General features: G+C 35.3%; 11 protein-coding genes. 6 read left to right on the forward strand and 5 right to left on the reverse strand.

Translation table 11 applies throughout. The features are described from left to right. The 3 genes from dndD to dndB are packed head-to-tail and all read right to left on the reverse strand — an operon-like array spanning position 1 to position 4,877. Complete coding sequence (dndD, locus tag Q0V26_RS11475) at positions 1-2,007, reverse strand: DNA sulfur modification protein DndD (protein WP_297481803.1); 2,007 nt, start codon at positions 2,005-2,007, stop codon at positions 1-3. A gap of 1 nt (position 2,008) precedes the next feature. Continuing rightward, positions 2,009-3,775, reverse strand: coding sequence for a DNA phosphorothioation system sulfurtransferase DndC (locus Q0V26_RS11480; RefSeq protein WP_297481804.1), 1,767 nt, complete (start codon positions 3,773-3,775; stop codon positions 2,009-2,011). Next, on the reverse strand, positions 3,768-4,877 hold the full coding sequence (dndB, locus tag Q0V26_RS11485) for a DNA sulfur modification protein DndB (RefSeq protein ID WP_297481805.1): 1,110 nt from the start codon (positions 4,875-4,877) through the stop codon (positions 3,768-3,770). Before dndB ends, Q0V26_RS11480 begins: the two co-directional genes overlap by 8 nt. 403 nt (positions 4,878-5,280) lie before the next feature. On the opposite strand from dndB, the gene Q0V26_RS11490 reads away from it, so the two are divergent. Genes Q0V26_RS11490 through Q0V26_RS11510 form a run of 5 tightly spaced genes read left to right on the forward strand, consistent with a single transcriptional unit; the run spans position 5,281 to position 10,699 of the window. After that, positions 5,281-6,054: a TerB family tellurite resistance protein gene (locus tag Q0V26_RS11490; protein WP_297481806.1), complete on the forward strand. Its 774-nt coding sequence runs from the start codon at positions 5,281-5,283 to the stop codon at positions 6,052-6,054. Between the two features lies 1 nt (position 6,055). Then, complete coding sequence (locus Q0V26_RS11495) at positions 6,056-8,062, forward strand: DEAD/DEAH box helicase family protein (protein WP_297481807.1); 2,007 nt, start codon at positions 6,056-6,058, stop codon at positions 8,060-8,062. After that, positions 8,059-8,235: a hypothetical protein gene (locus Q0V26_RS11500; protein ID WP_297481808.1), complete on the forward strand. Its 177-nt coding sequence runs from the start codon at positions 8,059-8,061 to the stop codon at positions 8,233-8,235. Before Q0V26_RS11495 ends, Q0V26_RS11500 begins: the two co-directional genes overlap by 4 nt. Beyond that, the gene (locus tag Q0V26_RS11505; protein ID WP_297481809.1) at positions 8,232-10,271 is read left to right on the forward strand and encodes an AAA family ATPase; all 2,040 of its coding nucleotides are present in this window, start codon (positions 8,232-8,234) and stop codon (positions 10,269-10,271) included. Before Q0V26_RS11500 ends, Q0V26_RS11505 begins: the two co-directional genes overlap by 4 nt. Beyond that, on the forward strand, positions 10,268-10,699 hold the full coding sequence (locus tag Q0V26_RS11510; RefSeq protein ID WP_297481810.1) for a DNA phosphorothioation-associated protein 4: 432 nt from the start codon (positions 10,268-10,270) through the stop codon (positions 10,697-10,699). The genes Q0V26_RS11505 and Q0V26_RS11510 overlap by 4 nt, the downstream gene beginning before the upstream one ends. Positions 10,700-10,732: 33 nt before the next feature. Here the strand turns inward: Q0V26_RS11510 and Q0V26_RS11515 are convergent, their stop codons facing one another. Beyond that, entirely contained in the window at positions 10,733-12,748 is a 2,016-nt protein-coding gene (locus Q0V26_RS11515; RefSeq protein ID WP_297481811.1) for a DNA phosphorothioation-associated putative methyltransferase, read from the reverse strand. Then, the gene (locus Q0V26_RS11520) at positions 12,745-13,302 is read right to left on the reverse strand and encodes a hypothetical protein (RefSeq protein ID WP_297481812.1); all 558 of its coding nucleotides are present in this window, start codon (positions 13,300-13,302) and stop codon (positions 12,745-12,747) included. Before Q0V26_RS11520 ends, Q0V26_RS11515 begins: the two co-directional genes overlap by 4 nt. A gap of 1,003 nt (positions 13,303-14,305) precedes the next feature. On the opposite strand from Q0V26_RS11520, the gene Q0V26_RS11525 reads away from it, so the two are divergent. Continuing rightward, the gene (locus Q0V26_RS11525) at positions 14,306-15,694 is read left to right on the forward strand and encodes a choice-of-anchor A family protein (protein ID WP_297481813.1); all 1,389 of its coding nucleotides are present in this window, start codon (positions 14,306-14,308) and stop codon (positions 15,692-15,694) included. Positions 15,695-15,717: the final 23 nt, after the last annotated feature.

Below are 15,717 nucleotides of genomic sequence, written 5' to 3' on the forward strand. Positions count from 1 at the left end.
CTAATTTACCTCTGCAACTGTTTTTGATTTTTGTTCCCAGAAATAGCCTTCTTTTAGCTTTGATGATTGAGTCACACCATCAAATTTAATTTCATAGGCATGTGAAATACCGTATTTGAAATCAGCACAATTAAAGTATTTTTCATCAATTTCAGTATCAGTCGATAAAATAATCACCTGATGGCTTGCTTCTGGAAAATAATTGCTTATTAGTTTATCTCTGTGTTTAGAATCAAGACGACCTAGAGGAGTATCAATAATTATTGGTAGCTGTTTACCTGAGGTCTTTCCTAATGCTTCTAAAATAGCAATGGCATAGATTTGTTTTTCACCCGCAGATAATGCCTTGCGATTGATAGTTTGTTGTTTATCATCGATAAGTTCAACATCAAATGTTTTAGTGTTAATACGAGCTGAAAGCTTAAGATCTTCTTTACGAGCAAGATTCTTGTAGCTTTTAATAAATTCCGCTTCTAATTGTTTAACACGGATATCAGTAAGTTTTTCACTGAATTCAGCTAACATGAGATGTGCATTTTGAGCATTTAATAAAGAGGCTTCTGCATTATGGGCAACTTTATGTTTATCATGAAGCTTTTGTATTTTTCTTGCATTTTCAATTGCTTCTCGATATTTACGTTTTGCTGATTCTGCTGTTTCTTTAAGTTTTAATATAGCATTTGTGCGTTTATTATTTAGTGTTTTTATTATATCAAGCTGAGATTGCAATTGCTCTTGCTCTGGAGCTCTTGCAATATTAGATGAAAGATTCGCTATTTGTTCTTCAACTTGTGCTAATTGTTGCTTTACTACATTAAAGGTAGAAGATGATTTTTTAGCTTGAATATTCGCTTGAGAATAAACTGTATTGTATTCACGATCAGAAATATCAAGTAATAAGTCTGTTGAATTTTGATTGATATTTCGTTCATTTAAACAATCTTTTATCGTATCTAACGCTGTTTTTGCATCCGTTAATCGAAAACTTAATGCTTTGCTAAGTTCTGTCATAAAAGAGTCTAATTCAGTATTAAAAGACTGGGATTGTTTAGCAGATTTTTCATTATCTAGTTGCTCAAAGAGTTTTGATAATGTATTTGGAGATAACGATAAAGGAAGACTACCTTCTATCTCTGTACGTAATGTTTTTTCGAGATCTTTACGCTCATTTTCTAGTGTATTTTGCTTTTCTATTTCTTGTTCGCGACTTTGTGCCCAAGCACCACCACGTTGTGATAAAGCAGCTTCTGCTTTACCAATATCATCTGTAATAAGTTGGACTCGTGCTTTACATAATACAGCTTCATTCGCTTCAGCTTTTGCTTCTTGTGAAGCTTTTTGCTGTTCTGTTTCTAATTTTTCAATTTGTGTCTTGATGTTTGTAGGCATCGCTGACGCATCATGTCGTTTTAGAAATATAGCAAGGTCATTACGTAGGCGTTCAACAACATCAATACCGAGTAGACGTCTAACAGCCGTTTGAAGAACTTCACCTGATTCATCTTCTGCAAGTTCGGCGATTTTTTCACCATCAAAGAAGAATAAGTCGGCAATACCTGATGGAATTAGTTCGTTCAAGAAGCTTTGGCATTGCTCGTAGTTTAATTCGATTTTTTTAGAGTCTTGCTCAAGAACGAGTTTATCTTTTTGACCTTTTGACCAACCGCGAATCACCTTGTACTCGCTTTCTAGACCGTTTTGGCTATGGCTAAAGACTAATTCAATTGAACATTTACCTTCACTAAGGTCTGTGCCTTTATGGATAAGTGCATCAAGTTGGTCTTGGTATTCTGCAGAAGACATACCTCGGCCAAAAGCTGCTCGACCATATAAAGCAACACGTACAGCAGTAAGAATTGATGTTTTACCTGCGCCATTTAAACCACCAAATAAAATGATAGGAGCGGCGGTTTCGTGATAGTCTTTTTGTTTTCTTGGTGCTAGATCAATTTCATGTACTCCTCTGAATACACGGAAATTATTGACAATAAGATTTTTAATTATCATGTTATAGTTCCACCTTTGAAATGCGATCTAGCTGTGCAATTTCGTCTTCATATTTGTTTATTTGATTTTTATGTACGTCTAAGTCAGCTTTACTTTGTAATTGAGCATGTTTTTCTTTGATGTCTTCGAGTGAGCCCCAATCTCTTTTAAGTAAGCTGCCTATCTTATCAAAGACACCAGTACGTCGACTTAAGCCTTCTAATGATATTTCTAAGTCGAGTAGCTTTTGGATCATTTCTGGGGCAACATCGTAATCATTTCCTAGCTGTTGGAGTATTTGTGCTTCCACTTCACCAAAACTATTATTGTCATTCATCACCCAATCAAGATCTGTACCGTGAATGTCACGGTAAATACCTGGTAAAGAGTCAGCCCAATCTGGTTCATTCGGATCATTTAGCCATTCTTGGCGAATAGCATGCAATTCTGGCTTGGTGATTAATGTAACTTGGTAGCCTGACTCATTAAATGCTTTTTCTTGTATTAAAAGTTGTTTGACCCATTGCTTACGGAATTTAAGCATATAAGGACCTGGAACATGTTCACGATCTGCCGTTAGTTCTTGACCATCTTTTACGCGCTGATAGCTTACTTTGCCAGTACGACGTTTAAAGTTACGATAAAGAGGTTTATTTTCAGGTACGTTGGTATCAGCTAACATATTCCGAAAATCAAGTAATGGACGCATCCATTCTTCACCATTTTGAATCAAACTTTCCATAGCTCGGTCTTTGGTGACGACAGTACAAGTCCAACAGCCAAAGCGAGAGTTACCACACGAAGGAGTGCTATCATCAATAACCATTGGACATTCTCCTTGGTCTGATGAATCTTTATAGAGGTTCCATAATGTGAGATTCTTACCACCCCATGGATTTTCCCATTCAAGGCCATAATCATTAGACCATTTTTTACCAATACCCATTGGTGAAATAGTAACTTCTAGGCTACATGCTCGTAGTATTTTCCATACATCATCCATACTCCATGTATCTATAGGAGTGTAGATAAACGCATTCGCGAGTGTGGTATGACGGGCTAGACGGGTATTTTCAATTTTATGTTTGGCAATAACCTGCGCACGTGAAGCACTTTCTTGGCTACGAGAACCGAGTACAACAATCACTTCATCATGTTTGGCAACTTTATCTGTAATAAAGTCACTAACAGGATCTATTTTCATACGTTCAGTACACCAGCGGAAACTTTTTGTTGGCGCGGGATAACCTTTACCTAATAAACAAGACCAAAATGTTTCATTTGGTTTAGGTAAAACTTTATGAGTACTAATTGGTAATCCATCACGACGAGCATTGTTGCCAATAGATTCTAATGATTTATTTACATGATCAACAACAAGTGGTGTTTCAACCAAGGTGTCTGATGCAACGATATAAACATGTTTAGTACGTTTGTCTTCGTTTAATGCTTGTAAGGCAAGATATACGAGCGTAACAACAGCTGATGAGTCTTTACCACCACTATAACCAATAACCCAGGGGCGGTTATCTGCACAATAAACGGTTTGAATATCATCAATAAAATGCTTAAGTGTAAAGCCTTCAGTATTTTTTTGTTCGCGTAATAATTCACGACATAGAGTTGTGCTACTAACATTACGCAGTTCTTCATCTAATGAAGCATAATGTTCTAATTTTTCAGGTAAAGAATCGTGGTTACTATAGCGTTTGAAGCCTGCAAAAAACTCATTTTCGATATAGTCAATCTGTTCTTCGTCCAGAGCATCGGCTGTAAAAAACTTAGCCATGGGTTGCCTCTCTACTTGTAATGTATTGATTTTCTAACGCTCTTTCATCGGGTGTTAATGGTAGGGCGAGAGCATGTTTTAGTGCATTTGTTGTTAATATAATGTTGGTCGAAGCCTTACTTAACTTGCCATGTAGCATACTTCTATTTGCCCATAGTGGATTTGATTTTTTCCAATCAACATTTTTAAGTTTTTTGATAGTTTCATGCCAGTCGTTTGGCTGTGCTGTAATAAGAGCACAACCTAATGTGCCAAGTGCATGTAAACCAACACCATGAGCATTGATATATTCTTGTCTAAATGCTGATGGTGACAATTCTTTTTTTAGTATCATTTGCCATTCAGGAGTCGATTCAAAAACAGCCTGCCAATAATTACTTGCTAATTTTTTTTCATCTTCTGTAAAGCCGTCTTTGGTTCCTTTACCTAAAAGAGCTTTATTAGCTTGTTTGATGCTACTGAGAGTAAATAATTTGCCACTTTTAGAGCTAATACTAGATTTTTCCATTTCAGTAAAACCTTTAAAAGGTTCAATAGTATCGGCCAAATAACGAGCTAATTCAGAGCTAATATCTCGATGGTCATAAAGTGTACCAAGTGAAGGACTTGGTTTTACCGCGTATTTATTTAGATCTGCAAACATTTGTTGACTACGTTTTAAGCCTTCATCAACAAAAAATAAGACAGGAATATTATCATGAGCCAAGTCTGGGTTTTCTTTTAATGCTGCTTCAATTGCTGCTCGTCGATGCTGCCCGTCATTGATTAATATCTGAGCATCCATCGGTATTTTAAGTGTGCCGAGATTTGGAGTGTTTATTTCACTGTTCTCAATAAATGATACGCTTGATGCAACAGAAACAGTTAATGCTGAAAAAACATAATCATTTGGATTTTCAACAAGATACTTCACCATTTCGGGAATTCGAGATTTATTTAATGTTCGTTGAGCTCTTAGTTCTGGCGGAACTTCATCTTCATCGAAAACAAAAATTTTAGGAATTGTATTGAGTGGACAGGTGGCAATATAGAAGGGTTTGCCAGCTTGTAGTCCTCTTACTGCGGGAAAAGAAAAGCAGTAACCATCTTGTGTTTTATTCATAGCTCATCCGAACGTTAAGTTTTACGTCACTTAACTATAGCTAACGTTATTCGATAACGTTAGTTTCAATGATTAACGTATTATCATTGACGTTGTGACGTGTATTTTAATTTAGATGAATATGAATTGCACGTTTCATTTGGGTATACAGTAATAAATTAGTCTTATTGGCTTAAAAAGTATTCAATTTCTGTGATTGTTATTGAAAAAACATACCTTTTTATCATTTGATAACGCATTTCGAAATTGTGACGAAGTAAAGGGTTATTAATAAATTAAATGGAAAATAATTTTAATAATCAATATAATGCATACTATCTCCTAAAAATGAATATTAGGGAGCATATGATGAGAATATATTTTTGTTCCTGATAATTTTATTAATTTAGAGTCTGAGGTTTGAATGACTACGTTTAATAGTATCAAAACTGAAGTTGAAAAAGTTGGTTTTTGTGTCAAATATTGGTCTGATATTGAAACAAATAATAATATAGATATTTTGACTTCATTTGGATTAGAAATGTTATTAGATGAAATTCAGGCATTAGATTTAGATATATTACCTAAAATTGTTAAGTCCTCAAAAGGATATTCTGTTGCTAGTTTTGATAAAAGTTTAATAGAGCAACCACTTGTTTTTTTTAGGAAGCATTTGCCTCTAAATAGGAATAACCGATACTTTAAACAAGCAATAACAACTGCTCGTATTGCTGCTTTAATGATTAAAACTGATGGAGTAATTAGAGATTCTGAGTTAATAGCTCTGCGAAAATTACTTTATTCATTATCTTTCCTTTCTGAATCTGATAAATATGCTTTATTTATTCGCTCAGTGTATTTTTTATATCAAAAGATGAACCAAGATGAACTTATTGGTGATTTTAATTATTTTAACGATAAAGTTAAAATACAAATTATTAGAATCGCTAAGAGTTTAGCTATAGCTGATGGGAGAATCGAAAATAATGAAAGAATTTTGCTTCGCAATCTTTATAGAAATTCAGGAATTCCGACAAATACTGTTGTTAGAGATTTAAAAAAATATGCTATAGATTCTGGTATCTTGATTGAAAATCGAGATAAGCAAGAATTAAAATTTCAGCATAAATATGACATTTTAGATGAAACGCTTGACTCAGTATTAGATGATTTAATAGAAGATTTTACGGGATTTTAAAATGACATTGAATTCAGTTGATTTACCATTAAGTATCACAACAGGTTATCAAAATCCAAATGCGGATTTCTTTTCTCCGGTATTAGCATGTTCATGCCAGTTTGATGTTGCCGTTGGATTTTTCACTTCAGGATGGTTAAAAGATGTGCTTGGAGGAATGCATCAACTTGCTTTAAATGGTGGACGTTGTCGTTTTATTGTGTCTCCACAGCTTGATCCGTTGGATATGGAAGTAATATTAAAAGTACGTGAACCATTACTCAACGAAAACGGATTAAATTGTATAGAACAGTTGTTATTTGAACAGTTTACTCAGATTAATCCTGATAAACGAGAAGTACTCAGTAACCTTATTTCTGCTGGTATCTGCGAGTTCAAGATTGCTGTACCTAAAAGAAAGGGGGCTAACTTGTTCCATGCAAAAATAGGTATTGCAATTGATAAGAATGGTGACAGGCTTGCTTTCAATGGATCATTTAACTTTACAGCAAATGCAAAGGATAATTGGGAATATATTGATATCTATCGGCAAGATTCAGAAAGAGATCAACAGCGAATCATTATAATACAAGACCGTTTTGATTGTTTGTGGAACGAGGAAGATGTTTTTTATGATGTTACTGTACCCACTAAGGCTCTAAAATTAAATATTGATAAATATTCTTCTAACTACAAAGCAATATATCCCTTGGTGAAAATTAGGTCACCAATAACGCTTCGCCCTTATCAACAGCAAGCCATTGATGCTTGGGGAAAAAATAGAGGTAAGGGAATGTTTGTTATGGCAACAGGTTCAGGAAAAACTATCACGGCATTATCTGCAGTAGAACGTGTCATAACTAAGCTTAAAGATCAAAATAAGCCTATTACTATTGTTTTTGTACTCCCATTAAAGCATCTTCTTGACCAATGGCATGAAGAAGCCCAAATATTTGGGCTTGATGCTATTAAATGTTACGAGACGAGCTCTGTTTGGAGAGAGCAATTATCTGAAAGTCTTTCACACCAAGCTTTACATGGGGAAGGTATCGTTACAGTAATGGTAACCAACGCGACACTTTCTTCGAAAAACTTTCAACGAGTTATCAATGGGATTAAGACCCCTTTAATGTTGGTCGCGGATGAGGTTCATAATCTCGGTTCGTCAACATATCTGAATAGTCTTCCTAAACATGCTGTTTTCCGATTAGGTTTAACTGCTACGCCTGAAAGATATAACGACCCTCTGGGCACAAAAGCTTTAGTCGAATATTTTGATAAGGTTGTTTTTGAATTCACTTTAGAAGATGCCATAAAAGCAGGTTTTCTCGTTAATTATAATTACTACCCGTTTATCTGTGAATTTAATTATGAAGAGTTTTATGAGTATAAAACCATCATGTCTAAGCTAGAATCTGAGCAAACATCTCTGATTAAAACTGAATCTGAGCTTGAATTGATCACAAGTGGTGCAAGTAACAAATTGGTAATTTTGAGGAGAGAACTTGAGAAGCTTGTTGCGAATAATCAACTTAAACATACTCTTGTTTACTGTGGCTCTTATCGTGATGATGAAGGTTCTCGTCAGATTGAAAAAGTTTTAAAAATGCTTGGAACTGAGTTGGGAGTTAAAGCCCGTAAGTTTACAGCTGACGAGAGTGTTATGGAGCGGCACGAAATTCTTGAACAATTTGCTGTGACTGATTTGGAAGTGATTGTTGCTATTAAATGTTTAGATGAGGGGGTTGATGTTCCAGCGACAAAGCAAGCGTTTATACTTACATCGACTTCAAATCCAAGAGAATTTATTCAACGAAGAGGTCGTGTTTTACGGCGTAGCGTAGGTAAAGAGGTAGCTAATATTTATGACTTTATTATGGTGCCACCCTCAGGTGAATTTAATTCTTACTTAGTCGCAAAAGAAGTGAGACGAGGAATTGAGTACAACTCATTAGCAATAAATGCACAAGATAATATAGCAATCTTTGATGATCTTATTTTTACTCACGATGTGGAACTAGCAAAATGACCCAAAAAGAAATTATAGAGGTATTAACTAAAGAAGAGCAAGATGTACTTCAAGCAGTATTAAATTTAGAACAAACTAAGTTAAATATAGTTGATTTAAAAGCTAATAGCTCGGAAGAAAAAACACTAGTTCAAGATATCTACTTCATTATTGAGGGGAAGATAACACAATGAAATTGAAATCTATTTCTATAATTAATTTCCGTCAGTTTTGGAATGAAGTAAAAATTAATTTTTCGGTTGATTCACACAAGAACGTAACCGTTATTCATGGGGCTAATGGGTCAGGGAAAACATCACTTCTGAATGCATTTAAATGGTGTTTTTACGGTAAGACTGATTTTGATACTAATACTGACAATATTCTCAACGAATCAGCTATTCAATCCGTTGAAATTGGTCAAGATATTGTACTAAAGGTAACTGTAGTTTTCGAAGAGTTAGGATGTACTTATGAGGTGACACGTACTGCAAAATATCGAAAGAATGGCGATATGAGTATTGAAAACCTAAATTTTATTGAGTTTTCGATCATAAAAATTGATGAAACAGGTAGTGCTAAACTCGTTTCGGCTCCGAAGTCAGAAATTAATCGAGTTTTACCAGAGACGCTTCAACCTTATTTCTTTTTTAATGGTGAACGAATTGAAAAATTAGCAGGAGTAAATGAAAGTTCTCAAATTAAAGAAGCTATAAAAAAACTAATGGGTCTTAAACAAGTTGAACGTGCGCAGCGTCATTTAGAAAAAGTATCTAAGATTTATCGTGCAGAAGTTGCAAAACAACAAGATACTCAGAGTCAGGATTTAGTTAAACGTATAGAGTTGTTTGAAAGTGAGCTAGATGAAAAAAAAGCATTACAAAAAAGAGAGCAGCAAACACTGAGGTTAGTTGAAACACGTATTGCGGAAGTAGATAAAAAGCTTGAAGAATTTAAAGAAATCAAATTTATGCAAAGGCGCCGTAAAGAACTGGATGAGTTAAATAAACAAATTGAGCAAGATCTGTATGCAGTTATGCAAGATCGAAAATGTCTTCTCGATAACTACCGAGCGGTACTGTTAGCAAAGCCTATTATTGAACAGTGCCATAAGCTAGTAGATGAGAATAGAAAAAAAGGTATTTTACCTTATAAAGTTCGAGCTCCTTTCATTGATGATCTGATTGCTAAATGTGAGTGTATTTGTGGCCGTCAGATTGATGAAGAAAGTAAAAAAGTGTTAGAGAAAGCGAAGAAGAAAGCGGGAGATGATGATCTTGATGCCGCCTATATGTCTGTAGATGCCTTTTTGAGATCTTTTGAGAGTAGTATTAAACATTATACGGATTCGGCAAAATCTCTCACTGAACGCCATAAAGAGCTATCTAAAAGACGCTCAGAAAATAGCATAGAGCTTTCAGAAATTTCAGTACAACTTCAAAACTCTCAAGATATTCAAGTTTCAGAATATGAGCAACAACGGAGAGAACTTGATAATAAAAGAACCATTTATTTAATTAATATTGATAAAATTAATAATGATATTCCTATAATAACTAAAGAACTTGATGAGTTGAAAAAACGATGGAATAAATTTCAAAAACAAGCTCAGAATTATAGCCTTTCCAAAAAACGTCTGGAATCGACAGAAAAAGTACATGAAGTTTTGGTTAAGCTGAATTCATTTTTTACTGAAAATGTTAGAGAAAACCTTTCGCAACGTGTTAGCGATACATTTGACGGTATTATTCGCAAAAATATGCGAGCTTATATTGATGACGATTTTTTATTAAGAGTAGAAAAAAAGTCGGTGAGTGGTGTCTATGATGCAAAAGAACAATCGACAGGCGAAAAACAAGTAACAAGTTTATCATTTATCGGTAGTATTATTTCGCTAGCCAAAGAAAAACATGCATTAGGAGGTAAATTCTTCAAAGGTGGTCTTTATCCATTAGTTATGGATTCACCATTTGGTGCGCTAGATGATGATTATCGACTGAAGGTTGCCGCGAATATATCCTCATTGGCTGACCAAGTTGTTATTTTTGTTTCAAACTCCCAGTGGAATGGCAATGTAAAGAATGCATGTGAAAATAAGGTTGGTTATTGTTATAAATTAGTTCATTACACAAACTCTTCAGCAGCTAAGCTTTCTGAACATAGTGATTATTTGCGTTATACAGAAGAGTTGGGTGAGTTCTCAATAATTGAAGAGGTCATGATCCAATGAGAAATTTAGATTCTATTCGAGTAAGACGGCCTGAGTTGTATGATGTTCTGCTAAATAAGTTAGTTCGTGAGGATAAGATCTTTTCAACTCTTGCTAATGCTTTGGTATTTGCGGCATCTGTGGGCTTTAAAAAGCAGCTAAAGCTAGTTTTTACTGATTCTGGTGAGCCTATTAGATTATCCGTTTTTGATTGGGATCAAGATATACCGTTTATGTATGCATTGGCACTTGCTCATAGCAATCAAATTGAAATGATGCGTGAGGATTATTTTGAACAGGTTGTTAGTATTTTTGAAGAGTATGCAAATGGTGGGTTATCGTTTATTGAGTCTGTTTATGATTCCGCTTCACCAGTACAATCTCTGGAGCAGTTAGTAAGTGAAAGTTATCGCACTGATGACGTATCTAATATTTTTGATGATTGGTAATAATAAATATTTATCATATTAAGTTAAGCTCGCTTATAACTGAGCGAGCTTATAGCCCATAATTTTCTTTCCAGTCAGCTTAAGAAGTAAATCGTATTGAGATCTGGTTAATAATGTTTCTTTGCTTACACTCGTGTTTAGATGTTTAGATAGCCGCTTATCAAAACTAAGTTGCTTTTTATATACCTCACTATGTTGTGAAAGGTAGAGGTGTTTGTTCAATAGAGGCGGTCTACGGCTCTCATCAACATAATCAAAGAAGTCGATATCTTGCTCTGCCATTTTTATCTTAATGCGTTCAACTAGAAAGGGCACTGATTTATTAAAATCATCATAAGCGGTAAGAGTTAACTTTCCTGAACGAATATGTATTTTAATTAGATCGATATCGTCATCAAGTTCACCATACATCTGTAATGCTGCACCAACATAAACACGCAATAATAGTGGTAGTTCATCAATAAAATCACGATGAAAGATTAGAGAATGACTGTCGTTTAATAAGCTAGCAGACATAGTTTTATGTGCTTTTTCACATTGGGTGTAGATCAATTCAGTATCAGCAATCGCGAATAAAAGATCTGTTGCTAGATTAATAGCGGTATTGTATTCACCAAACAGTGCTTTGATATCTCTTTTTAATGCTTCAGATTGTTGTGTGTAAGGTTTACGCTTTTCAAATAACCCCATTGCAAAGTAGAGTAACAAATCCTCTTTGCGGTTTTTTTCTGCTTGTTCGAACTCTTCAGTGTTAAACATATCTTGTAGTAGATTGAATACCTTTTTGTGTGAGCCAATGAGTTCTCTGATTTTTCCAGATTGTTCAAATTCTTCATTAGCTGGAATACGCCCCAATTCTAAGCAGGTATGCCAGAAATCATCAAAGAGCTGTTGATGCTGCGCGACGAGTAATTTAGCTTTATCTTTAGCGTCTACTGGTTGGGGAGATGTGAGTTGTTGCCATGTATGATGACGTTTATATTTTTGCTGAAGATAACTTTGCTCTGCTAGTTTATCTTTGAAGATATAAAAAATACCGGGGGCAACAGCTATTGCTTCTTCTTGTAAATTCCGTTCAATGTATGCCTTGATTTCTGATTGAGCATAATATTTTTGGAATGTATTACGAGAAGTAATAACACCATCTTTGTATGATTTAAATTGTGCAATGTAGCTATCATTAGCAAGCATTACAGATACTACAAGTAAGTTAGTAGCTAAATCCCAAGCGCCAAGTAATGCTTCTAAACGTTCATCTTGATCTTCAATAACATTAAGTACAAAGCCTAAGTTAACAATATCAGACGGTGTTTTATCGTTATCTGGCTGAAAGTTAGGGTCCCAGCCTATAGCATCTAGCCCATGCGCTTCAAGCTCTCTGAGATCATCGCCTCGACCGCAACCATAGTCAAAAATAGAATATTCACCGTTTAAATAACCATTCTTAACTAACGTTTTCATCGGTGCTGAAAGGTCGTGCCGTACAATCGCTGTTTTATGTCTATCTATAGTTGGATCGTCAGTTGATGGATTAATAGCAGAGGATCTGAATAATCTCCCGTCTACTAACTCATAACCGTGCCTTTCTATAATATTGTGCCAAGAACGTTTGAAACCAATAATACGAGTATTTTCGTATAATCCTGCATTTTCGCCTTCTTGGGTAATATTTTTAAAATGTTCAAAGTGTGGGTTATTCGGTGTGATCATGTTTTCTTTGCGGTGCAGAATCGGTGGGTTATCGGAGTTACTGTAATCGGTTACCTTATGTGTAAGCTTAACTAAATCGATATTTACACTTTGTTGCAGGGCGGGGTAAGATTCTGAATAAAAAGTAGGGTAACTTAACAGCGATAGTCGAAATTCTTTCTTATAAAGCTTCACAAGATCCCATTCGTTAACTTTAACAGCTTGAGCAACGGCCGGAATAAAATTCAGTAATGATTCAGATGCTTCAATAAGGGCATCTTTATGAAGATATACTGCATCAGGCAATTGTTTGCCTACTTTTAGTTGTGATATGAGCTCTTTAAATAGCGTTGCATTCATCTTTCATCCTTAAATTCTGCAGTTAAGTAGTTATCTTTATTATATCTTTTTCCTGGATAACGTAAGCCTGTTTTTGGTGATGGCAACATGTATTGAATAAATTGACTATTGTCTGGACCAATGCTGACATGAAGTGGTTTATTATTGCCATAGAAGTAAATACGATCAAAAGGTAAGTTCTGTACGATATATTTTGCAATGATGCCCATGTTTTCTTCAAATCCCTCGACGATAAAATCACAAGCTAAACCACCACGTTTGCAGATAAGATTTCCTCGACTATTCACTTCATGACTTGTGTGTTGATCTAAAGTTGGTGCGGTATGTTGAGGGGATGATTTTTGTACTTTTTTATATAGCTCAAAAGATGTGAAGCCATAGGTAATAGTAGTTAGTCCAAAATATTGTTCAATAGGTATTAGGATTTGTGTTTTATAATCATCAATCGCTCTTTTGGTTTCGTTAGCAATTGGATCATTGTTATTATCTAATTGCCAATCAGGATGTCTCTGCTGATACCAGTTTAGAATGTTTGATGTATTTATATTATTCATGGGGTCTTATTCTAAATAAAGTTAAGTATTTTTCATCTTTGGTATTAGTACTTAGGTTAGCTGTAAATTATGTTTTTAATCCCAATTTTAGATATGCAATAATATGATTTTTATCATGTCGTTAAAATAACATAAAGCCGCAGTGCGATTTACGATCAGCGTCATACTAAAACCATTTTAAGATTAGAGACTATATGACAGCAGCAGATCGTATTTCTTAAAAAATAAAACGTTCTAGACGTTATGTTTTTGAACATATAGATTTAAAATAGACTCCTCATCTTTACAAAATTTTACTGGTGAAAGCACTCAAATACCATCTTCAGTAAATTACTCGTGGAACAAAAAACAATTTAATCGGCGATTGGTTATTGGTCGTTGAGTACTTCATTCTCCAAGCTGATATGAAAAACTATTCTTTATTTATGAAGAAGCTGCCTTGTGCCGCTTCTTCTATATATGTACTCCACCAGCTCATAATCTCTTTACGCTGTTCTAAATAAGTAATTTGCTCTTACTTCATTTTGATCGGCATGTGATAAGCACGCTTCATATTTTCAGCTGGAATTGCTCACTCTCGATTTTCTAAGTCAATATCAGCCCAACGAGTTGTAGTTGCTTCATTTGGGCTTGTCATCATGTTCAATTACCACAGAATGAGTAATTTGATTTTAGTTTGAACTCTTGCGCATGCGTTTAAATGTTCTAAAAAGTCAGGCAGTTGTTCTGGGCGTATTCAGCGATGCTTAAAATGTTTGCGAGTTTCTAGCTTTTTGGTTTGCTCAAATTACTTTGAGTTTATGGTGCGCTTACACATTACAAAGTAATTTATATTTTTATCATTCAAGGTTAGTGCTGCGTTGGTAGATAAATATAGATGTTGTGAATAATTAAGTTGACTGATTAATGTACCATTTCGCAGGTAGGAAAATGTAACTCTACATGAAATATTAAACTTTATAGTCATAGACATGAAATAACTAAGGAAGGTTTTTTAATGAGGATGATGAATTTCCTCTTACTATTATTAGTTTTTGTAACATCTCATTCAACTAACGCTGGAAAAGATGATTTGCTTTGGCCTGCTACTAACTTTAGTGGATATATATTTAACGACTTTAACTCTGGGTCGGGTAATAGTCAGAGGGGATTGGCTGTAGGTGGGAATCTTGATATAGGTGGATATTCTATTGGTTCTGGCTTACCCCAAGACTATAGTGATTTTGGCTTACTTGTTGAAGGGGATGCTAACTTTAGATTAGGTCGGCTTTATAAAGGGAAGATTCGTATTGAGGGTGACGCTAGCGGAGTAAGTAGCTCAGTTATTACCGGCTTTCCTGTTGGTGTTAGTATTGAAAACATAGCTCTTGAAAACTCTATTTCTTCGTCGAAAGAATACTATCAAGAAGTATCAAAGCAACTTGCTGAAGCTGAAGTAACAGGCGAGTCAAAATATCAGTGGGGTGGGTTATACCTCGAAGGTGATTGTGTTTCTCCGGTTCAAGTCTTTAATATTGATGGTGTACAATTTCAATTCGCTCATACTTTTGAGTTTAGCTGCCTTCCTCCAGAAGCGACCATTATCATTAATATGCTTGGGGATAGCACGAAATTTAATAGTGTACAGAGTAAAAGTATGTCATCTCTTGCTGTTCATAGAGAAAGAGTACTTTTTAACTTTCCTGATTCCAGTAAGCTGAACTTTGCAGGAATAAGAATTGAAGGTCATGTCTTGGCGCCGAATGCAAATATTACCGCACCACATGGCGATTTGATGGGAACAGTGATAGCGAACCAATGGGTTGGATCTATGCATTTGGGCGGGGAGCTCTTTAAAGGAGATTTGTCCACCTTAGTAAGCTTCAATGAACGTCCTTTTATTGAGTCAACACCTGTCACTCAAGTTACTTGGCCCGATGAATATCAATATGTTGTTGTGGCAACTGACCCTGATCAGGATCCGATTACGTATTCATTGACGCAGTCACCCAATGGTATGATGATCAATCCAATCACCGGGGAGATTTCTTGGGTTACAACCAACATAACCGCTTCTTCTTTTGGTGAGTTTCCAATCGAGGTGATTGCGACTGATGATAAAAAGGAGTTTGACAGTCAGTTTTTTGTTGTGAGATTAGATGCTCCGTCTAATTACGCTCCTGAAATCACGTCGACGCCAATTACAGAAAGCACCATAGATACTCTGTATAGCTACACGGTCTCCGCTATAGATTTAGATGGGGATGAGCTTTCATTCCGTTTGGATAATGCGCCACAAAACATGTTAATCGATGCTGAAACAGGATTGATTACATGGCATATTTCTAACGGGGATACAGGTAGCCATCTTGTTAAAGTCGTTGTTGAACGAAGCCGCTACGCGGCAGAGTAAAGCAGACAGCGATTAAGCTACCT

Origin of the sequence: uncultured Photobacterium sp. (assembly GCF_947039875.1) — a bacterium.
In the GTDB taxonomy this organism is placed as follows: domain Bacteria; phylum Pseudomonadota; class Gammaproteobacteria; order Enterobacterales; family Vibrionaceae; genus Photobacterium.